General features: G+C 63.8%; 19 protein-coding genes and 1 pseudogene. 15 read left to right on the top strand and 5 right to left on the bottom strand.

Features of this window, described 5'->3' with window-relative positions; genetic code table 11:
- The first annotated feature begins 57 nt into the window (after positions 1-57).
- The 9 genes from AWB81_RS14640 (at position 58) to AWB81_RS14680 (ending at position 10028) form a co-directional block, all read left to right on the top strand.
- Positions 58-1731, top strand: a complete 1674-nt coding sequence (locus AWB81_RS14640; RefSeq protein WP_062636477.1) for a GMC family oxidoreductase — start codon at positions 58-60, stop codon at positions 1729-1731.
- A gap of 103 nt (positions 1732-1834) precedes the next feature.
- Entirely contained in the window at positions 1835-2914 is a 1080-nt protein-coding gene (locus AWB81_RS14645) for a sugar ABC transporter substrate-binding protein (protein ID WP_062636479.1), read from the top strand.
- A gap of 32 nt (positions 2915-2946) precedes the next feature.
- Entirely contained in the window at positions 2947-3930 is a 984-nt protein-coding gene (locus AWB81_RS14650; RefSeq protein WP_062636481.1) for an ABC transporter permease, read from the top strand.
- Positions 3931-3947: 17 nt separating this feature from the next.
- Positions 3948-5447, top strand: coding sequence for a sugar ABC transporter ATP-binding protein (locus AWB81_RS14655; RefSeq protein WP_062636483.1), 1500 nt, complete (start codon positions 3948-3950; stop codon positions 5445-5447).
- Positions 5448-5454: 7 nt separating this feature from the next.
- Positions 5455-6414 (top strand): ABC transporter permease, encoded by a 960-nt coding sequence (locus tag AWB81_RS14660; protein WP_062636485.1) that lies wholly within the window; start codon positions 5455-5457, stop codon positions 6412-6414.
- A 52-nt stretch (positions 6415-6466) separates the two neighbouring features.
- Positions 6467-7216, top strand: a complete 750-nt coding sequence (locus AWB81_RS14665) for an electron transfer flavoprotein subunit beta/FixA family protein (protein ID WP_062636488.1) — start codon at positions 6467-6469, stop codon at positions 7214-7216.
- Between the two features lie 11 nt (positions 7217-7227).
- Entirely contained in the window at positions 7228-8160 is a 933-nt protein-coding gene (locus tag AWB81_RS14670; protein WP_062636490.1) for an electron transfer flavoprotein subunit alpha/FixB family protein, read from the top strand.
- A gap of 14 nt (positions 8161-8174) precedes the next feature.
- Positions 8175-8723, top strand: coding sequence for a DUF2889 domain-containing protein (locus tag AWB81_RS14675; protein ID WP_062636492.1), 549 nt, complete (start codon positions 8175-8177; stop codon positions 8721-8723).
- Positions 8724-8783: 60 nt separating this feature from the next.
- A complete protein-coding gene (locus AWB81_RS14680) occupies positions 8784-10028 on the top strand; it encodes an MFS transporter (RefSeq protein WP_062636494.1) in 1245 nt (414 codons plus the stop codon).
- Positions 10029-10044: 16 nt separating this feature from the next.
- Here AWB81_RS14680 and AWB81_RS14685 read toward each other — a convergent pair whose 3' ends face one another.
- On the bottom strand, positions 10045-10458 hold the full coding sequence (locus AWB81_RS14685; RefSeq protein ID WP_062636496.1) for a DoxX family protein: 414 nt from the start codon (positions 10456-10458) through the stop codon (positions 10045-10047).
- 84 nt (positions 10459-10542) lie between these two features.
- Positions 10543-11265 (bottom strand): GntR family transcriptional regulator, encoded by a 723-nt coding sequence (locus AWB81_RS14690; protein ID WP_062636498.1) that lies wholly within the window; start codon positions 11263-11265, stop codon positions 10543-10545.
- Positions 11266-11437: 172 nt separating this feature from the next.
- On the opposite strand from AWB81_RS14690, the gene AWB81_RS14695 reads away from it, so the two are divergent.
- Genes AWB81_RS14695 through AWB81_RS14710 form a run of 4 tightly spaced genes read left to right on the top strand, consistent with a single transcriptional unit; the run spans position 11438 to position 16100 of the window.
- Positions 11438-12736 carry an MFS transporter gene (locus AWB81_RS14695; protein ID WP_062636500.1) on the top strand — a complete coding sequence of 433 codons (1299 nt, stop codon included), beginning with the start codon at positions 11438-11440 and terminating at the stop codon, positions 12734-12736.
- 30 nt (positions 12737-12766) lie between these two features.
- Positions 12767-13495 carry a maleate cis-trans isomerase family protein gene (locus AWB81_RS14700; protein ID WP_062636502.1) on the top strand — a complete coding sequence of 243 codons (729 nt, stop codon included), beginning with the start codon at positions 12767-12769 and terminating at the stop codon, positions 13493-13495.
- 11 nt (positions 13496-13506) lie between these two features.
- Entirely contained in the window at positions 13507-14913 is a 1407-nt protein-coding gene (gene hydA / locus AWB81_RS14705; protein ID WP_062636505.1) for a dihydropyrimidinase, read from the top strand.
- An 11-nt stretch (positions 14914-14924) separates the two neighbouring features.
- Complete coding sequence (locus tag AWB81_RS14710) at positions 14925-16100, top strand: serine hydrolase domain-containing protein (protein ID WP_062636606.1); 1176 nt, start codon at positions 14925-14927, stop codon at positions 16098-16100.
- A 78-nt stretch (positions 16101-16178) separates the two neighbouring features.
- Here AWB81_RS14710 and AWB81_RS44700 read toward each other — a convergent pair whose 3' ends face one another.
- Positions 16179-16382: a hypothetical protein gene (locus tag AWB81_RS44700; protein ID WP_097189876.1), complete on the bottom strand. Its 204-nt coding sequence runs from the start codon at positions 16380-16382 to the stop codon at positions 16179-16181.
- Positions 16379-17146, bottom strand: coding sequence for a sulfite exporter TauE/SafE family protein (locus tag AWB81_RS14715; protein ID WP_062636608.1), 768 nt, complete (start codon positions 17144-17146; stop codon positions 16379-16381). The genes AWB81_RS44700 and AWB81_RS14715 overlap by 4 nt, the downstream gene beginning before the upstream one ends.
- 83 nt (positions 17147-17229) lie before the next feature.
- Between AWB81_RS14715 and AWB81_RS14720 the strand changes: the two are divergent.
- Positions 17230-17595 (top strand): annotated as a pseudogene (locus AWB81_RS14720) (LysR family transcriptional regulator); the annotation flags it as partial.
- Positions 17596-18016: 421 nt separating this feature from the next.
- The gene (locus tag AWB81_RS14725; RefSeq protein ID WP_200822502.1) at positions 18017-19315 is read left to right on the top strand and encodes a ribosomal eL19 family protein; all 1299 of its coding nucleotides are present in this window, start codon (positions 18017-18019) and stop codon (positions 19313-19315) included.
- 43 nt (positions 19316-19358) lie between these two features.
- Here AWB81_RS14725 and AWB81_RS14730 read toward each other — a convergent pair whose 3' ends face one another.
- Entirely contained in the window at positions 19359-19583 is a 225-nt protein-coding gene (locus tag AWB81_RS14730; protein ID WP_062636506.1) for a hypothetical protein, read from the bottom strand.
- Positions 19584-19604: the final 21 nt, after the last annotated feature.

The following is a 19604-nucleotide window of genomic DNA, read 5'->3' on the forward strand; positions in this document are numbered from 1 at the left end:
AATTTATCAACATAGCGGTCGTGAAGAACCGCATGGAACACAGAATCGGAGACAGCAATGTATGACTATGTGATCGTGGGCGGCGGCCCGGCGGGCTGCGCGCTGGCAGCGCGTCTCACCGAAGATGCCGGCAACCGTGTGCTGTTGCTCGAGGCCGGTCCCGCCGACACCGACCCCTACATCCATATGCCGGTCGGCTTCTTCAAGATGACGGGCGGCCCGTTGACCTGGGGCTATCGCACGGCGGCGGCAGCGGAAACGCAACGCAGGCAGATTCCGTTTGCGCAGGCACGCGTGCTCGGCGGCGGCGGCTCGATCAATGCGATGGTCTACACCCGCGGCCAGCCCGCCGACTACGATGGCTGGGAACGCGACGGCTGTGCCGGCTGGGGCTTTCGCGATGGCGTGCTCCCCTATCTGCGGCGCATGGAGGACAACGAGCGCCTGTGCAATGAGTATCACGGCGTCGGCGGCCCGCTCGGCGTATCCGATCTCATCAGCGTCAATGAACTCACGAAGGCTTTCGTGCTGGCCGGCCAGGAAGCGGGCTTGCCGTACAACAGCGATTTCAACGGCGCGCACCAAGAGGGCGTCGGGGTTTATCAGGTGACCCAGCGCGGCGGCCGTCGTTGCAGCGCGGCGGTCGGCTACCTCAAGCAGGCCCGCTCGCGCAACAACCTGACCGTGAAGACGAATTGCCTCGTGTCGCGCATCGTGATCGAGAACGGTCGCGCGGTGGGCGTCGAATATGCCGATCAGCAGTCGCGCGCGAACGTGGTCATTGCACGGGCCGAACGCGAAGTCATCGTGACGGCGGGCGCGATCGGCTCGCCCAAGCTGCTGATGCTCTCCGGCATCGGTCGCGCAGCCGATCTCGAACGCGTGGGCGTCAAGCCGCTGCATGCGCTCGACGGCGTGGGCGCGAACCTGCAGGATCACTTCGACATCGACATCGTGTACGAACTCAACGGCCCCTATAGCCTCGACAAGTATGCGAAGAAGCACATGATGCTGCTCGCCGGCCTCGAATACAAAATCTTCAACAAGGGGCCGGTGACGTCGAACATCGCTGAGGGTGGAGCGTTCTGGTATTCCAGTAGTGATGTGCCGACGCCCGACCTGCAGTTTCACTTCCTGCCGGGCGCCGGGGTGGAAGCGGGCGTGCCTCCAGTGCCTTCCGGCTCGGGCTGCACGCTCAACTCGTACTTCCTGCGTCCGAAGAGCCGTGGCAGCGTCACGCTCAACAGCGCCGACCCCGCGGACGCACCGGTCATCGATCCCGCCTACATTCGCGATCCGTACGACCTGAAGGTGGCCGTCGAGGGCATTCGTCAGAGTCGCGAAATCATGAGCCAGCATGCGCTCTCCAGGTACATCAAGAGCGAGCACTTTCCCGGAGGCGCCGTGCGCACGCACGCGCAATACGAGGAGTACGCGAAGCAGTACGGGCGCACCGGCTATCACCCGGTCGGCACCTGCAAGATGGGTGTGGACGAGATGTCCGTGGTCGATCCGCAATTGCGCGTGCATGGCATCGAAGGGTTGCGGGTTGCAGATTCGTCGGTGATGCCGCGCATCGTCAGCTCCAACACCAATGCGCCCACGCTGATGATCGCGGAGAAAGCCTCGGACCTGATTCGCGGGCGAGCGGGGGCGCAGGCGCCTGTGGCCGGTCAGCTGGCCGGTTACGCCGGCCGGCCGATGCGAGACGCGCCAGCGACGGTGGCGTAACAAGAAGAGATCCGTCAGGGTCCGGTAGTCCAGCACTCTGTTCAGCAAGTAAATATCCGTATATTTATTCGTCTTACTAGCGATTCATTCGGAGGAGACAACCATGTCCAGACAAGACCAACGCTCGGCCCTTTCGCGCCGGGACTTCATCAAGCTCGGCGCAGGGGCCGCTTTCGCCGTGGCCGGCGGCGGATTTTCGAACCTGTCGCTCGGAGCGGGACAGCCCACGCTGGCCTGTTCCTTCCGCTCGCTCACCAATCCGTATCACGCGGCTTTCAACAAGGGTGCGCAGAGTTTCGCGGCGAGCGCGGGCTTGCCGTATGTCCCGTTGACGACCGAAGGAAGTTCCGAGAAGGGTCTCGCCGACATTCGCGCTCTGCTGCAAAGGACCGGCGGCAATCTCGTGCTCAACGTCGATCCGAACGATTCGGCCGATGCACGCGTGATCGTCGAAGCGTGCTCGAAGGCGGGCGCCTTCGTCACGACCATCTGGAACAAGCCTAAGGATCTGCATCCGTGGGATGCAAATCCGAACTACGTCGCGCATCTCTCGTACGACGGCGTCGCGTACGGCGAGGAAGCCGCCACGCAACTGTTCAAGGCGATGGGCGGCAAGGGCGGGGTCGTCGCGCTCGGCGGCATTTTCAGCAACGTGCCGGCGATCGAACGTAAAGCCGGTCTCGACGCGGCGCTGAAGAAGTTCCCCGACATCCAGTTGCTCGACTTCCAGGTCGCAGACTGGAACTCGCAAAAGGCGTTTCCGATCATGCAGGCCTGGATGACGCGTTTCAACGCGAAGATCAAGGGCGTGTGGGCCGCGAACGACGATATGGCGCTTGGCGCGATCGAGGCACTTCGCGCGGAAGGCCTGGCCGGCCAGATGCCGGTCACCGGCATGGACGGCACGCCGCCCGGACTCAGCGCGATCAAGGCGGGTGAACTGATCGCGTCGGTCGACTGGGATCCGTACTGGCTGGGCGGCATCGGCCTGTCGATGGGGCTGCAGGCGAAGGAGAAAAAGGTCGATGTGGCAACCCTGCCCAAGGACCGTCGCGAGTCCTATTGCAAGGCAACTTTCGTGACCAAGGCGAACGTCCAGGACGTCATGAAGCGTGCGAGTGCGCCAGGTGTCGATTGGAACAATCTCTATGCCCGCGTCGCGGGTCCCGTGGTGTATCGATGAACAAGCTGACCATAGCGCCCACCCGGCAGGCCATGTCCACAAGAACAACCGGAATTCCGATCGTATCGAAGCAGGCACTCGTGCGACGATTTGCACCGCTCCTGGTGCTGGTGGCGCTCGGTCTTTGCATCGGCGCGCTGAACCACGACTTCTTCGATCCGATGAACCTGTCGCGGATCGCGGTGGGTTCCGCGATACCCCTCACCATCGCACTCGGCGCCGCGTTCGTGATTCAGCTGGGCAGCATCGATCTGTCGGCCGAAGGCATTGTCGCGGTCGCGGCGATTGCGGTATCGATGCTGGTCGAGAACTCGTACAACGAGAACCACTTCGGGCTATGGGTGCTGGCCGTGGCGATCGCCGCAGGAATCGCGCTGGGTCTAGCCAATGGCGTGCTGCACGTGTTCCTGCGCATTCCCTCGTTCATCACGACGTTGGCGATCGGCTTCGTTGCAACGGGGATCGGTACCGCGTGGCTGTCGGGGAACACGATCCGCGTGAGCGACCCGTCGCTGCGCGCCATCGCGATCACGCGCTATCTGGGCGTGCCACTGTCCGTCTGGATCGCGGTGCTGATGCTCGGGGTCGCATGGTTCATCCACAAGCACACGCTGCTCGGTCGTCACACCCTTGCGATCGGTGGCGGCGAGGATCTGGCGCGGCTGAGCGGGGTGCGCGTATCACGCGTGCGCATCGCAGTGTTCGCGCTGGCCGGGGCCTTCTATGGCGTCGCGGGCATCCTCGCCGTCGCGCAGTACGGGCAGGGCCATGCGCGCATCGCCGACGGCCAGCTGTTCGTCGCAATCACGGCGATCGTGGTGGGCGGGACCTCGCTTGCAGGCGGCAACGGCAGCCCGATGAACACGCTGATCGGCACGTTGATCGTGATCGTACTGAGCAACGGCATGGTGCTGCTGGGTGTCCCGCCCTATGTGCAACAGGGCATCCAGGGTGTGTTGATCATCGCTGCCGTGACGCTCGCGCTGAATCGCTCGCGCCGGCGCATCGTCAAGTGAGTGTGAGGAGAACAGACATGCTTTCACTCAAGAACGTCACCAAGCGCTTTCCGGGTGTACTCGCCCTGGACGACGTGTCGATCGAAGTCCGGCCGAATGAAATCGTCGGTCTGATCGGCGAGAACGGTGCGGGCAAGTCCACGCTGATGAAGCTGCTGACTGGTGCGTACCGCCAGGACACTGGCGAGATCGAGCTGGGCGGCAAGCCGCTCGTGATCCGTAACCCGCGCGATGCTACGTCCAAGGGCATCGCGATGGTCTATCAGGAGCAGTCGATTTTGCCCAACCTGACGGTCGCTGAAAATCTGTTCCTCGGCCGTGAAGAAGAGTTTGTCACGTTCGGCCGTGTGAACTGGACCAAGCTCAAGCGCGCAGCCAGGAAGGAACTTGCCACGGTGCATCTGGACGTCGATCCGCTGACGCCGTGCGAGGACCTCTCGTTCGGCCAGCGACAGATGGTGGAACTCGCGAGAGCCTTGTCGCTCGCGAGCCGCACCGGCGGCACGCCGATCATCCTGCTAGACGAGCCGACCTCCGTGCTCGAAGCCGGGGAGATCGAGATCCTGTTCGGCCTTGTGCGCGAACTCAAGTCGCGCGCGTCGTTCGTGTTCGTTTCGCATCGCCTGGATGAACTGCTGTCGCTCAGCGACCGGGTGTATGTGATGAAGGACGGCAAGGTGGTGTCGGAAATGGCTTCAGCTACTGCGTCGGTGGCGAAGCTCCACGAACTGATGGTCGGCCGGTCCCTGCACAGCGAGTACTACCGGGAGAACCTGCAAAAGCCTTGCCGCGCGGAAGTGGCCCTGTCGGTGCGCAATGCATCGCTGGGTCATGTGCTCGATGATGTGTCCTTCGAGGTTCGCTGCGGCGAAGTATTTGGCGTGGCAGGCGTGGTCGGGTCCGGGCGCGAGGAACTGTGCCGGGTCATCGCCGGGCTGGAAAAGCTCGATGCGGGGGAAGTAATGGTAGGCGCGACCCGCCTCAAGCCGCAGGCGAATCACGCGGTAGCGCTGGGCATCGGATACGTTCCGCGCGAGCGGAAGGTGGAGGGGCTCGTGACCCAGATGAGCGTTGCGCAAAACCTCACCCTGCCTCGCCTTGGCGCAGTCAGCCGTGCTGGCGTCGTGCGCAAGTCAAGCGAACGCGCGCTTGCCAACGAGTGGATCAAACGTCTGCACATCAAGACGCCGGGGCCCGACGCATCGTGCCGCAATCTCTCGGGCGGCAATCAGCAGAAGGTGGTGCTCGCGAAGTGGCGTTTCGCAGGCAGCCAGTTCCTGGTACTCGATCATCCGACGCGCGGCCTCGATGTCGGTGCGAAGGAGGAGGTTTATCAGCTGATCCGTGAACTGACGGCGGAAGGTGTCGCTGTCGTACTCACCGGCGATACGCTCGAAGAGATCCTGGGGCTCAGCCATCGCGTGATGGTCATGCGTGACGGCCGCGCGGAAAAGGTCCTGCCGTGCGAGGTGGGCTGTAAGCCCTCGCAAGTCGAAATCGTCGAACACATGGTCTGAGGTCAACATGCCACAACTGAACGCTTCACTCGCGGCCAAGCTGCGCGACAACGCGCCCTTTCTCGCTCTCATCGTGCTGTACGTGCTGATCGAGATCGCGCAGCCGAGCTTCCTGGCACCTTCGACGCAACTCGGCTTGCTCGCCGACAGTTCGACGCTCTTCATCATGGCGGCTGGCACGACCTTTGTCGTGTTGCTCGGGAGCATCGACCTTTCGCTGCAGGCGGTCGCGTCATTATCGAGCGTGATCGTCGCGATGCTGCTGCCGCGTTACGGGGCGCTGGCCGCGGTCGTCGCGCTCGCTGCATCGTTCGGCATCGGCCTGTTTAGCGGCGTGATCCAGACCGTCCTGCGGATTCCGTCTTTCATCGCGACGCTTGCGGTGGGCGGGATTGCGTCGGCGGCTGCGCTGACGCTCTCCGGTACCCGCTCCATCGGTATCAGCGACGAGATGCGCAACGCATCGCTCGGCTGGACCACCGGCTCCTCGTTCGGTGTGCCGCACGAAATCCTGCTTGGCATTGCAGTGTTCGCATTCTGTGTGTTCCTGCATCGCTCGACGGTGTTCGGTCGGCGTACGGATGCGATCGGCGCGGGCGAGCCAGCGGCAATCGCGTCGGGCGTGCGCGTGTCGGTGACCAAATGCCTCGTGTTCGGGACATCGTCGTTCTTTGCCGGGCTCGCGGGTGTCGTGATGGCAGGGCGCCTCGGAAGCGGATCGCCCACTTTGGCGGACCAGTTCCTGCTTCCCGCGATTGCTGCGGTGATTGTCGGCGGCACGGCGCTGACGGGTGGGGCAGGCGGCATCGGCCGGACACTGGTCGGTGCGCTCCTCGTGTCAGTGGCGCGCGTGGGCATGACGTTCGTCGGCATCAGCGTGTTCGCGCAGCAGATCGTGTTCGGGCTGATCTTGATCGTCGCGGTGACGGTCGCTTTCGATCGTTCGAAGGTGCTGGTCATCAAGTAAATTTCGATGCGGCCTGCTTCGCTCGGGCTATTGTTGAAGGAAGGGTTTGAACATGAAAATTCTGGTGACGGTTAAGAGAGTGGTCGACTACAACGTCAAGGTTCGCGTGAAGTCGGATGGAAGCGGTGTCGATATCGCGAACGTGAAGATGTCGATGAATCCGTTCGATGAGATTGCGGTCGAAGAAGCGGTGCGTTTGCGCGAGGCGGGCATTGCGACTGAAGTCGTAGCCGTGTCGTGCGGCGTGACGCAATGTCAGGAGACGCTGCGTACGGCGATGGCGATCGGCGCGGATCGCGGGATTCTCGTCGAATCGGCTGATGAATTGCAGCCGCTGGCCGTCGCGAAGATTCTGAAGGCGCTTGTGGACAAGGAACAGCCTCAACTGGTGATCCTCGGCAAGCAAGCCATCGACGACGATTCGAATCAGACCGGTCAGATGCTGGCTGCGCTGACGGGATTGCCGCAGGCGACGTTTGCATCGAAAGTGGTTGTCGCAGACGGCAAAGCGACCGTTGCGCGCGAAGTCGATGGTGGATCGGAAACGCTCTCGCTGAAGTTGCCCGCAGTCATCACCACCGACCTGCGCCTGAACGAACCGCGCTACGTCACGCTGCCCAACATCATGAAGGCGAAGAAGAAGCCTTTGGAAACGCTGAAGCCCGCGGACCTCGGCGTCGATGTCGCGCCGCGTCTGAAGACCCTGAAAGTCGCCGAGCCGCCCAAGCGCTCCGCCGGCGTGATGGTGCCGGACGTGAAGACGCTGGTCGAGAAGCTCAAGACCGAAGCCAAAGTGCTGTAAAGGGAAAGGACATGACCATTCTGGTAATCGCAGAACATGAGAACGCATCGATCAAGGCAGCGACGCTGAATACGGTTGCAGCTGCTTCGAAGATCGGTGGCGACGTTCATGTGCTTGTGGCAGGTTCGAACGCGCAGGCTGCAGCCGATGCTGCCGCGAGGATCGCGGGTGTTTCCAAAGTGCTGCTCGCCGATGCGCCGCAACTCGCCGACGGGCTGGCCGAGAACATCGACGGCACGGTGCTGAATATTGCGAAGGATTATTCGCACATCCTCGCGCCCGCTACGGCCTACGGTAAAAACATCGCGCCGCGTATCGCCGCGCATCTGGACGTCGCCCAGATCAGCGACATCACGGCAGTACACAGCGCCGACACCTTCGAGCGCCCCATCTACGCCGGCAACGCCATCGCAACGGTGCAATCGAGCGATCCGATCAAGGTGATCACGGTGCGTTCGACCGGCTTCGATCCGGTGGCAGCCGAAGGCGGCAGCGCATCGGTCGAGAAGATCGAAGCGGCGGCGGACGCAGGCATTTCGCAGTTCGTCAGTCGTAAACTGACTAAACTCGATCGCCCGGAACTGACGAGCGCGACCATCATCGTGTCGGGTGGCCGCGGTCTCGGCAACGGCGAGAACTACACGAAAGTGCTCGAACCGCTCGCCGATAAACTCGGCGCGGCACTCGGCGCATCGCGTGCCGCAGTCGATGCGGGCTTCGTCCCGAACGATTATCAGGTCGGCCAAACCGGCAAGATCGTCGCGCCGCAGTTGTATGTGGCAGTCGGCATCTCGGGCGCCATTCAACATTTGGACGGCATGAAGGACAGCAAGGTCATCGTCGCGATCAACAAGGACGCAGAAGCCCCGATCTTCGGTGTCGCCGACTATGGCCTCGTCGGCGATCTGTTCAATGTCGTGCCGGAACTTGCCGCCACGCTCTGATCGAGGAGAGGCAGATGGGACTCGCCACCGTCGAGCGCGAACTGCTTCACACGCGACGCGTTGAATTGCGCGGCTACAAGCGAAAGGATGGCCTGTACGACATCGAAGGCCATCTCGTCGATACGAAGACCTATGACCGCGTGTCGCACGGCGTCACGCGCAGCGCAGGCGATCCGATTCACGAAATGTCCCTCTGTCTGACGGTCAGCACCGCTTTCCTGATCGTCGGCGCTCGCGCCGAATCCACCGTCGTTCCGTACGCAGGATTTTGTGAGCGCGTCGCGCCCGACTACCGGAAGCTGATCGGCATGACGATTTCAGCGGGATTCATGCGCGAGGTGCGCGGACTGTTCGGCGGCGCGAACGGCTGCTCGCACCTGACCGAACTGATCGGCGCGGTAGCGACGGCGGCCTTTCAGACCATGAGCGAAGAGATCAACGCGTCGACCGACCGCCAGCCGTTTCAGCTCGACGGCTGCCACGCGCTGCGCACCGAGGGCGACGCGGTCCGCCTGTTTTATCCGAAGTGGTATCGCGGTCCTCACTTGCAAACGGCCGGCTGAGCATCGCAAATCGTCGCAAGCGCGCAGCCTCCCGAAGCCCAACCCACCGAACACGTATCGATGAACGACCGGCAGACCGCACCGCTACAGCAAGCAAGCCTCGGCGCCCAGGTCGTGACGCTCGCCTGCACGCTTGCGATACAGGCCGTCGCCACCGCCGCCACGCTCGCGTTTCCGATCCTCGCGCCGGTGATTCCGGGCGTTCAGCCGGCCGCGGTCGGTGTGTTTCTCGCGGTGGTCTACTTCGGCGCGATGATCGGCAGCGTGATCGGCAGCGCGGTCGTGACAGGGCTCGGTCCCGTGAGGGCGTCGCAGGCGGCGCTCCTTCTGCAAGCGCTCGCGCTCGGGCTGCTGACCGTCGACAACCCCGGTCTGCGGCTCGTCGCAGCGCTCCTTTGCGGACTCGGCTACGGGCCGATCACTCCGGCAAGCTCGCAGATCCTCGCGCGCACCACGCCTGCTGCGCGCATGGGCATCGCCTTCTCGCTCAAGCAGACGGGCGTGCCGCTCGGCGGATTGCTCACCGGCGTAGCCTTGCCGCTGATCGCGACATTCTTTTCATGGAAGACCGGGCTGGCAGGGCTCGCCGTGCTCGCGGCGACGGTCTCGCTCATCAGCAGCCCGCTTCGGACCCTCGACGCCGAAGCGACCGGACGCCTCGTCATCTCGAAGACCTGGTACCGGCCGATCGCCGAGGTCCTCGCCCATCCGCAACTGCGCTCGATGGCCGTCGTCTCGTTGCTGTTCTCCGCGTGCCAGTTGTCGGTGAGCGGCTACCTGATGGCGTTCCTGCATCGCGAGGCCGGCATGGGGCTCGCGCAAGCGGGTGTGATCTACGCTGTCGCGCAGGGCGCGGGCATCGCCGGACGCTTGCTGTGGGGTCATCTCGCCGATCGCATCGGCTCGTCGCGACGGGTTCTGATGGCCGTATGCGTGCTCATGGCGCTGAGTTGCGTGGCGACGGGATCTTTCTCGTCGCACTGGGGCATCGCAGCGCTGTGCATCGTGTCCGCGGTTTTCGGCGCGACGGCAATCGGATGGAATGGCGTGTTCCTTGGCGAACTGGCACGGCTGGCGCCGCGCGGCGCGGTCGCCTCGGTCACCGGTGGCGCGCTGTTCTTCACGTATTTCGGCGTGGTCGCGGGTCCGCCCGCCTTCGGCTATCTCGCCGACCGCACCAGCAGCCTCGGGTTCGCCTATGTCGCGCTCGGCGTCGTGCCGTGCATTGCGCTCGCGCTGCTGTTTCTCCCGGATCGTGCGATGCGGCAGCGTGCGGTCGAAAAGCCGGGGTGCAGCAGCCAGTGAAATGGCCGGGCGACGGTCACCGTCTGTCGACCGAATACCGGCCCGCGCCCGTGACGCACAGCAGTAGCAGGCCGCCCATGATGCTCACGTTCTTGTAGAAGTTGATCATGTTCGCCATGCGTTCGCCGTCTGCCATCGTCCAGAACGGATGGCCGATCAGCGCAGTGCCGAGCGTGTACAGCGCGAAGATCAGCGCCAGCGGCCGCGTATAGAACCCGACCACGATCGAAATGCCGGCAAAGAACTCCATCACGATCGCGACAGCCGCAGAAAGCGCGGGGATCGGCGCGCCCTCCTTCGCCATGTAGGCGACGGTGCCCGAGTAAGCGGTCAGCTTGCTCCAGCCGAAGATCAAGAACAGGACCATCAGCAGGATGCGGGCGATCAGGATCAGCTCGTCCTTGCGGTTCTCGAAGAGGGTGTATCGCATGATGGATCGCTCCCTGATGTTCCCGGCGGCGCCGGAACTTCGTTAGAGACTTTGCTGCCGCTCGCACCGAGGCTACAGCATCGACTATCGCGATGCCTCGGCCGAAGCAGCCTCGCCCGACCCCACCGACGCGCGCGTGCGATCCAGCACGGACATGACTTCGCGCGCCGTGTTCTCGGAATGCGTGCGCAGAATCTGCGGAAGGCCTTCGTGCGCGGGGTCGACGAGCGCGGCGAGAATCGCCTCGTGCTCCGCGAGCGATTCCGCCCAGCGCAGCGTATCGGCGTTTGCCGCGCCGCGCGCGCGATGCACCTTCGACATCAGCGACCCATAGATACCCGAGAGCACCGGATTGCCGCCGGCATCGACAATCATCTGGTGAATCTGCTGATTCAGACGGAAGTATTCCACCCGCTTGCCCGCTTCGTGACACTCGATCATCCGCCGATGCTTCGCGGTGATCGCCGCGACCTCGGACGCATCGACGCGCTGCCGCACCAGCTCGCCCGCCATCGCTTCGAGGCCGTGCAGCAGTTCGAAGGTGGCGGCGAGGTCGTCGAGATCGATTGGCGCCACGCGATAGCCGATGTACTGGCGATGCGTCACCGCGCCTTCCGCGACGAGCACCTTCAGCGCTTCGCGCAGCGGCGTCTTCGAAACGTCGAAGGCGATGCTCAGTTCCTTTTCGTCGATGCGCGCGCCGGGCGGCAATTCGCCCTCGTCGATCATCACGCGCAGGCGCGCGGCGATCTCCGCGGCCATGCCGCGGGTACGCACAAGCAACGGAGTCCGGGTGGTGGGGTTCATGATGGTGCCAAGCTTATCACGATATCGGTGCTTACCCTGCACCACGTTAGCGCACATATAAATTCAATAAAACCAAGTGTTTACACTGTTTGTAATTATAAATTTCTAATCTTATACTCTGTCCAACGTTGCGCGACGTCACGAAAACATCCGTCCATCCTGGAGTCCGTTCATGTCATCAACATCCGGTGTTGCCTCAATGACGGTGGGCAAGTCCGCCGTTCGCTGGAAGATATTCGTCGTCATGCTGAGCCTGATCGCGATCAACTACATCGACCGCGCGTCGCTCTCGGTCGCCATGCCGCTCATTTCGAAGGAGTTCAACATCGGTCCGGCGATGGAAGGCCTGATCCTCAGTTCGTTCTTCTGGACCTACGCGCTGATGCAGATTCCCGGCGGCATGCTTGCCGACCGCTACAAGCCGCGCATCGTGATCGCCACTGCGACCGTGTTCTGGGGCTTTTTCCAGGCGATCGCGGCGTTCTGCACGAGCGCGCCGGGCCTCCTGCTCACGCGCCTCGGGCTGGGCGCGTCGGAAGCGCCGATCTACCCGGCGGGCGGCAAGCTCAACGCCATCTGGATGACGCAGACCGAACGCGGCCGCGGCGCAACGCTCCTCGACGGCGGCGCTCCGCTCGGCGCGGCGCTCGGCGCGATCCTGATCACCGGCCTGATCGCGATGCTCGGCTCGTGGCGGCTCGCGTTCGCGGTGGCGGGTGTCGGCACGGTGCTGGCGGGCATTCTCGCGTGGTTCTACGTGCGCAACACGCCGCGCGAGCACCCCGGCGTGAATGAACTGGAAGCCGAATACATCGAGGAATCGCATGCACGCGATCTCGCGATGGAACCGGCGTCGCTCTCCGGCCGCTCGCGCGATTTCTTCAAGTACCGCTCCGTGTGGTGCATGTTCTTCGGCTGGATGTGTTTCAACACGGTGTTCTACGGCCTGCTCACGTGGATGCCGAACTACCTGCACATGGTGCACGGCTTCGACATCAAGCAGATGGGCGGCTCGAGCTTCATCATCTTTTTCAGCGGCTTCATCGGCGAGCTGATCGGCGGCTGGGTCGCCGACAAGTGGAAGGCCGCAGGCGGTAGGCCCAACGTCGTGATGCGCACGCTCTTTTGCATCGCCGCACTCGTCGCGACGGCGTCGATCTTCTCGGTCGCGTACGTGACAAACCCGGTGGCCGTGGTAGCGCTCCTTTCCTGCACGCTCTTCTTCCTGCGCTGGTGCGGCCTTTACTGGTGCATTCCGTCTTCGCTCGGCACGCGCAACAAGATCGGCTTTCTCGGCGGCTTCATGAATCTCGGCGGCAATATCGGCGGCATCGCGGTGCCGATCATCGTCGGCGCGATCGTGCAGTTCACCGGTTCCTACTTCCTCGCCCTGATGTTCTTCGCGGCCGCCGGCATTGGCCTCCTCGTCTGTTCGAGCTCCATCGACTACGAAACGAAGATCCCGGTTTGACCCTCACAACATATACAGACAGGCACTACGATGAAAAAACGCACTCTCCTCGGCATGCTGACGCCCTCGTCGAACACGTCGCTCGAACCGCTCACGAGCGCAATGGTCGCGGGACTCCCGGGCGTGTCGGCGCACTTCGCGCGCTTCCCGGTCACCGAGATCTCGCTCTCGGACAAGGCGCTCGGCCAGTTCGACGACTCCAAGATCATCCAGGCCGCCGAGCTGCTCGCGGATGCGAAGGTCGACGTGATCGCCTGGAACGGCACGTCCTCCGGCTGGCTCGGCTTCGAGGCTGACGAACGCCTGTGCCGCCGCATCACCGAGGCGACCGGCATTCCGGCGACGACCTCCGTGCTCGCGCTCAACGAGATCCTGAAGAAGACGAACGCGCGCGAGTTCGGCCTCGTCACGCCGTATCTCGACGACGTGCAGGAGAAGATCATCGCCAACTACCGCAGCGAGGGACTGAACTGCATCGCCGAGCGGCATCTGAATCTCAAGGTGAATTTCTCGTTCTCCGAAGTCCAGCCCGATGAAATCCGCCGCATGGTGCGCGAAGTGGCAAAGGACAAGCCGCGCGCCATCTCGATCTTCTGCACGAATCTGAACGCGGCGCATCTCGTGCCGGAACTCGAAGAAGAAACGGGCATCCCGATCTACGACACGATCTCGACCGTCGTCTGGAAGTCGCTGCAGCTCGCGGACTACGACACGCGCCGAGTCGAAGGCTGGGGCCGCCTCTTCAGCGAAGTGATCTAAGGAACAAGGCCATGCCCAACGATCTGGATTTTGTGATCCGTCATGCCGATGTCGTCACCGCGTCGGACCGCTTTTCATGCGACATCGGCATTCGCGACGGCCGCGTGGCGATGCTCGGGCAAGGCTTGCCCGAAGCGCCGCGCGAACTGGATGCGAGCGGCATGCTGGTGCTGCCGGGCGGCGTCGACGGCCACTGCCATCTCCATCAGCCGATGCCCGACGGCTTGCGCATGGCCGACGACTTTTTCACCGGGACGCGCTCGGCGCTCTGCGGCGGCACGACCACGGTGATTCCGTTCGCCGCGCAGGCGAAGGGGCAATCGCTGCAGGCGGCAGTGGACGATTACCATCGCCGCGCGGAAGGACGCGCGCTGATCGACTACGGCTTTCACCTGATCGTCGCCGATCCGACGCCGCACGTGCTCGCCGAAGAACTGCCGCGCCTGATCGCGAACGGCTACACGTCGTTCAAGGTGTACATGACATATGACGACCTGAAGCTGAACGATCGCCAGATGCTCGACGTGCTCTCCGTCGCGCGCGAGCACGGCGCGCTCGTGATGGTCCATGCGGAGAATTCGGACTGCATCGGCTGGCTCACGGAGCGTCTCCTCGGCAAAGGCATTCAGGCGCCGCACGCACACGCGCTCGCGCGACCGGCCGTGGTGGAGCGCGAGGCGACGCATCGCGCGATCGCGTTCGCGGAACTGGTCGACGTGCCGATTCTCATCGTGCACGTATCGGGCGCGGAGGCCATCGAGCAGATCCGCTGGGGTCAGTCGCGCGGCTTGCCGATTCTCGCGGAAACGTGTCCGCAATACCTGTATCTGACCGCCGACGATCTCGGCTGCGGCGAATACGAAGGCGCGAAATGCGTGTGCAGCCCGCCGCCGCGCGATCCCGCCAATCAGGGCGCGGTGTGGAAGGCGCTGCGCCAGGGCGTGTTCTCGCTCGTCTCGTCGGACCACGCGCCCTTCAACTACGACGACAGCCAAGGCAAGAAGCCGGGCGGCAAGGAAGTGTCGTTCGATCACATCCCGAACGGCATTCCCGGGCTCGAAACGCGTTTGCCATTGCTTTTCAAAGGCGTGAAGGAAGGGCGCCTTTCGCTGCATCAGTTCGTCGAACTGACCTCGCTCAAGCCCGCGAAGCTCTATGGTCTCTATCCAAGGAAAGGCACGATCGCGGTCGGCGCGGATGCGGACATCGTCGTGTGGGATCCGGAAAAGCGCGTGACGATCGCCAATGCGTCGCTGCATCACGCGGTCGATTACACGCCTTATGAAGGCATCGAAGTGAGCGGATGGCCGCGTCACTGTTTCTCGCGCGGCGAACTGCTCGTCGAAGACGGCAGGCTCCTGAGCGCGCAAGCGGGACGCGGGCAGTTTCTCGCCGCCGGCAAACCGAATCTCGATTGAGGGTGCACGAAATGAAACGGGTCTCGACCTCATTGGCAGCGGCGTTTTTCTGCATCGCCGCGCATGCCGCCGCCGATTCATCGAAGGACATGCCCACGGCCGTGCCCGAATCGGTCGGCGTGGATTCGGTGCCGCTCGTGCGCATGTCCGAGTGGCTGCGCAGCGGCAAGATGGACGTGCGCAGTCTCGTCGTCGTGAAGGACGGCAAGATCGTGTTCGAGCGCTACGGCGACGGCCTCACGCGCGACAACAACTACGAGCTGTATTCGGTCACGAAGACGATCACGTCGCTGCTCGTCGGGGTGCTGGAAGGTCAAGGCAAGCTGAACCCGACGACCCGAGTCGCGCCGCTCATCGCGAAGGCGCGGCCCGATCTCGCCTCGCAACTCGCGGACAAGCAGGACATCGAACTGCGCCATCTGATGTCGATGTCGAGCGGCCTCAGTTATCAGACACGCGAAGGCACCGATCCGCTCTATTACGGCGCGCCGGATCGCTTGCGCGTCGCAGTGACGGCCCGCGCCGCGAAGGCGCCCGGCACCGATTTCGACTACATCGACGTGAATCCGGTGCTGGTTGGCACGGCGGTCAGCGTGGCCGCGCACGAACGCGAGGACCGCTTCGCGGAAGAGAAGCTCTTCAAGCCGCTCGGGATGTCGCATTACCGATGGACCGGCGTCGATGAGACCGGCGCGGTCGCGGGCGGCTGGGGTCTGAGGCTGCGCCCGGTCGACATGGCGAAGATCGGCATGCTGATGCTCGACGGCGGCCGCTGGCAAGGAAGGCAGGTCGTGCCGCAGGCGTGGATCAAACAGATGACGACGCCCTCGCCCGCCGCCGCCGATTATGGCTATTACTGCTGGATCCAGCACGTCGTCGAAAAGGGTCAGCCGGAATTCGGCGCGATGGGCTTCAAGGGGCAATTCATCACGGTGCTGCCGGCCCAGCATGCGGTCGTCGTGATGACGAGCCTTCTGCCAACCGAAGGCGGCCTGCGCGATGCGACTTACCTGAACCTGTACCGGCGCATGGTCAACGACTACATCCTGCCTGCGTTGACGCCTTCGCAGAAGCCCGTGGTGTCGGCCGCGCGGACCCGCGCGCTGCGCGACGAACTCGCTCGCAGCCATGAGACGCAGGGCGTGCCGGGCACGGCCGTCGCCTTCAACGATGCGCCGGAGAAATGAAGGGCGACGCGCTGCTCCTGATTCGTTGCATGTAGAAAGCACGGTCACATCATGGTTTGCGCATGGCATTGAGGCGGCTCACCGCCGCCAATGCCATCTCGCGAGAAGCATTTTCCAGTGCGCACGGCCGGCAGCGCGCGCCTCCCGATGCAGCGAACCATTCAGACGCGCGGCAATGCTCGCCAGAATGGCGAGCGAGCCGATCGTCGGGAGCAATGCTGACATCATGGCTTCCTCACTCCTCTGATGAACCCGGCGCACGAACAACGGACCATCGTTCATCGGCCCGGCAACGCCGGTGCATAAGTCCGAACGAAAAAAGCGAGCGTCATGCAAAACGTCAGCACGAGCGTGCACGCGCGCACGATGCCCGGCGACGCGCGCCGCCCGACTTGCGCGCCTCCATAGCCGCCGATGACCGCCGCGACCAGCATCGCAAGCGTCTCCGGCCAGTGGACCGCCTTCGCGATCACGAAGGTGAGCACGGCCACCGCGTTCGCCGCGCTGACGAGCAGCGTGCGCGGCGCGTTCAGGCTCTTGATGTCGCGCGTGTCGAGGAGGCCCCACATCGCGATCATCATGATGCCGACCGCGCCGCCGAAGTAGCCGCCGTACACGCCGAGCGCGAACTGAATCGCGAGCACCGCCGAGCCTCGGATGCGAAAGCGCGCTCGCAGCGCGTCGCCGACGCGCTGCCCGAATGCAAGCGCGAGGCTCGCGATCAAGAGCAGCCACGGCAGCACGATGGAGAACGCCGCCGACGAAGTCCGCAGCAGCAGGATCGCGCCGGCAAAACCGCCGATCAGGGTGGCGACGAGCAACGAGCGCATCGTCACCGAGCCGACCGGACCGAGTCCGTCGCGATACGCCCACGCGCTGGCGACGCCACCCGGGAACAGCGCGACCGTACTCGATGAATTCGCCTGAACCGGTGGCACACCCGCGGCGATCAGCGCGGGCAGGCTGACGAACGAGCCGCCGCCCGCCAGCGCGTTCATCGCGCCGGCCAATAATCCCGCGCCGAAGACAAGAAAAAGGGAGTGCATGAGAGGCATCGTAGCGACGAAGCGCTCGGGCGGCAATCTGGCTTTTCCAATGCTAGACTTCGGCAAAACCGAAGGGAACCACGATGCGTTTCGATCTCACCGACATGCGGCTCTTCTTGACTGTCGTCGAGCGCGGCAGCTTCACGCGTGGCGCCGAGGCGATGCATCTCGCGCTTGCTTCCGTGAGCGAGCGCATCGCCGGGATGGAGGCTGCGCTCGGCGCGCCGCTGCTCGAACGCAATCGCCGCGGCGTGCGCGTGACGGCGGCGGGCGCCGCGCTCGTTCGCCATGCCCGCTCGATCCTGGGTCAGGTCGAACAGATGCGCGGCGAGTTGCGAACCTATGCGACCGGTCTCAAGGGGCGCATTCGCCTTCTCTCCAACACGGCCGCGCTGGCCGCCTTTCTTCCGCCGCGCCTCGAACGCTTTCTGTCGACGTATCCGGATCTTTCCTATGCGCGCGCAACTTCGCTGGACTCACGCCGAATGCCGAACTGCTCGCGCAGCATCTGATCGATGGTCCAATGGAGATACTGCTACCCGCACAGCCCTAGTTGCGCGAGCATGTTTGTGCGCAAGACCACACATGTGCGGCTTCGTGCAAACTGCAAGGTCGCATAGTTAAGCGAACGAACCAATCATACGAGACCATACGTAAGCGCCCACATGGAGCCGAACGCGGCAACTTTTCCCGCTTCACGCGGGCATCGCTGACGCATTTACCCGATGCGCTGCTTCATCGCTTGTCGATGAACCGGAGAAGACCGCCGGCGATGTGTTTAGGTAACGCAAGCGATTGCGCTCGAGCGCAAGACAAGACATTCTTTAGCTCGACTGGTTCTTCATTCAATCGATCTTGCGGAGTACAGACATGTCGCGTGACTTGCTTGTGCGGTTTTGTGTCATCAGCAGCCTTGTTTGGCTAGCTAGCTGCGGAGGCGGCGGTGGCGGAGGCACCTCCACGGGAAGCGGATCCACCCAGGGCGCGACCCCGGCAAGCGGCGCGAGCGAGACCACTGCGCAGCCATCCACCGGCGCAAGCGATGTCCCTGCAACCCCGTCCACCGGCGCAAGCGATGTCGCTGCGCAGCCGCCTGCGGGGGCCAGCCAGCCCGCCGTCACCGCACCGACCCTCGCCGCGGCCACCCCCGTGATCGACGGCACCGCGCTCGGCACGTCGAAATGGAGCGCAGGCTCGACATCGACGGGCGGACTCGGGCAAGCCGTCGGCGGCCTCAACTGCGCCGTTGCGAGCAACGCATACACGTACTCGCACTTGTCGATCTACCAGAACGGGCAGCTTCTCGCGCTGCCGGCGAACATCGGCACGGTCGCTCCGACGATGACCGCGCAAACCGGCTGCGTCTATCCCGTTCACACAGTCGATTCGTCTGGCAAGATCCGCATGGACGCCAGCACGAACGCGTCCTACACGCTCGGCCAGTTCTTCGCGATCTGGGGTGAGCCGCTCTCGTCGGCGAACATTGCCGGCCTGACGGACACGCCCATCACGGCCTATGTCACGAGCGGCGGCGTGCTCACGCAATACACCGGCGATCTCGCGAGCCTCGTGCTGCCGACTCACGGCGAAGTGACGATCGTGCTCGGCACGCCGCTCACGCAGATCCCGACGTATACGTGGACCGACCCCCCGCCGTTTGCCACCTCGCCCATCACGCTCACTTACGGCGGCGTGGTCGGCAGTGCGTTCTGGGCGAACGGCTCCACCGCGACGGGCGGCAAGGGCGCCACGGTCGACGACATCGTCTGTGCGTCGGGCATGAGCGAGCTCTATCACGTTCATACGCACCTCGCGATCTTCAAGGACGGACAATCGCTGGCGCTGCCCATGAACATCGGCCTTCCGGGACAGTGCAACTACGAGATGCACACGCACGACCAGACCGGCATCATCCACATCGAGACGCCGAACCTCAAGTCGTTCACGCTCGGCAAGTTCTTCGATGTCTGGGGACAACCGCTGACCGCCACGAACGTTGCGGGCATCACGGGCACCGTGGTCGCCTATATCAACGACAACGGCGACGTGCGACGCTACATGGGCGACATGCGCGCGATCGAACTGACCTCGCATCGTTCGATCACGCTGCAGATCGGCACGCCGGTCAGCACGCTGCCGACCTATACGTGGGCGAGTGAGGCACAGTAAGGGCGAGGTTGCCGTAAAGGCAGGAGAAAGACGACCGGGGGGCCTAGTGGCCCTCGGTCAGCGACTTGCTGGTGTTATCGAGTGCGCGTTCGATGTCGCGCAGGAAGTCGAGTGCGACGGCGTCCGCTTCGGGCGAGCCCTCCGCGAAGTCGCTCGGAACGGCCTGCCCCTGCGCGCGGCGCATGGCGCTCACGCGGGCGGCGACAAGGCGCGCGTCGGCGAGGAGCACCGCGTCGACGCCAAAGGGGAATAGCTCGCCCTGGTCCATGAATGCGGAACTGCGTTCGGG

The sequence above is a fragment of the Caballeronia arationis genome (genome assembly GCF_001544975.2).
Classification (GTDB): Bacteria; Pseudomonadota; Gammaproteobacteria; order Burkholderiales; family Burkholderiaceae; genus Caballeronia; species Caballeronia arationis.

Coding starts and splice junctions, on each gene's coding strand:
- AWB81_RS14640 (WP_062636477.1), top strand. CDS start 58: ATGTATGACTATGTGATCGTGGGCGGCGGCCCGGCGGGCTGCGCGCTG.
- AWB81_RS14645 (WP_062636479.1), top strand. CDS start 1,835: ATGTCCAGACAAGACCAACGCTCGGCCCTTTCGCGCCGGGACTTCATC.
- AWB81_RS14650 (WP_062636481.1), top strand. CDS start 2,947: ATGTCCACAAGAACAACCGGAATTCCGATCGTATCGAAGCAGGCACTC.
- AWB81_RS14655 (WP_062636483.1), top strand. CDS start 3,948: ATGCTTTCACTCAAGAACGTCACCAAGCGCTTTCCGGGTGTACTCGCC.
- AWB81_RS14660 (WP_062636485.1), top strand. CDS start 5,455: ATGCCACAACTGAACGCTTCACTCGCGGCCAAGCTGCGCGACAACGCG.
- AWB81_RS14665 (WP_062636488.1), top strand. CDS start 6,467: ATGAAAATTCTGGTGACGGTTAAGAGAGTGGTCGACTACAACGTCAAG.
- AWB81_RS14670 (WP_062636490.1), top strand. CDS start 7,228: ATGACCATTCTGGTAATCGCAGAACATGAGAACGCATCGATCAAGGCA.
- AWB81_RS14675 (WP_062636492.1), top strand. CDS start 8,175: ATGGGACTCGCCACCGTCGAGCGCGAACTGCTTCACACGCGACGCGTT.
- AWB81_RS14680 (WP_062636494.1), top strand. CDS start 8,784: ATGAACGACCGGCAGACCGCACCGCTACAGCAAGCAAGCCTCGGCGCC.
- AWB81_RS14685 (WP_062636496.1), bottom strand. CDS start 10,458: ATGCGATACACCCTCTTCGAGAACCGCAAGGACGAGCTGATCCTGATC.
- AWB81_RS14690 (WP_062636498.1), bottom strand. CDS start 11,265: ATGAACCCCACCACCCGGACTCCGTTGCTTGTGCGTACCCGCGGCATG.
- AWB81_RS14695 (WP_062636500.1), top strand. CDS start 11,438: ATGTCATCAACATCCGGTGTTGCCTCAATGACGGTGGGCAAGTCCGCC.
- AWB81_RS14700 (WP_062636502.1), top strand. CDS start 12,767: ATGAAAAAACGCACTCTCCTCGGCATGCTGACGCCCTCGTCGAACACG.
- hydA (WP_062636505.1), top strand. CDS start 13,507: ATGCCCAACGATCTGGATTTTGTGATCCGTCATGCCGATGTCGTCACC.
- AWB81_RS14710 (WP_062636606.1), top strand. CDS start 14,925: ATGAAACGGGTCTCGACCTCATTGGCAGCGGCGTTTTTCTGCATCGCC.
- AWB81_RS44700 (WP_097189876.1), bottom strand. CDS start 16,382: ATGAACGATGGTCCGTTGTTCGTGCGCCGGGTTCATCAGAGGAGTGAG.
- AWB81_RS14715 (WP_062636608.1), bottom strand. CDS start 17,146: ATGCACTCCCTTTTTCTTGTCTTCGGCGCGGGATTATTGGCCGGCGCG.
- AWB81_RS14725 (WP_200822502.1), top strand. CDS start 18,017: ATGTCGCGTGACTTGCTTGTGCGGTTTTGTGTCATCAGCAGCCTTGTT.
- AWB81_RS14730 (WP_062636506.1), bottom strand. CDS start 19,583: ATGGACCAGGGCGAGCTATTCCCCTTTGGCGTCGACGCGGTGCTCCTC.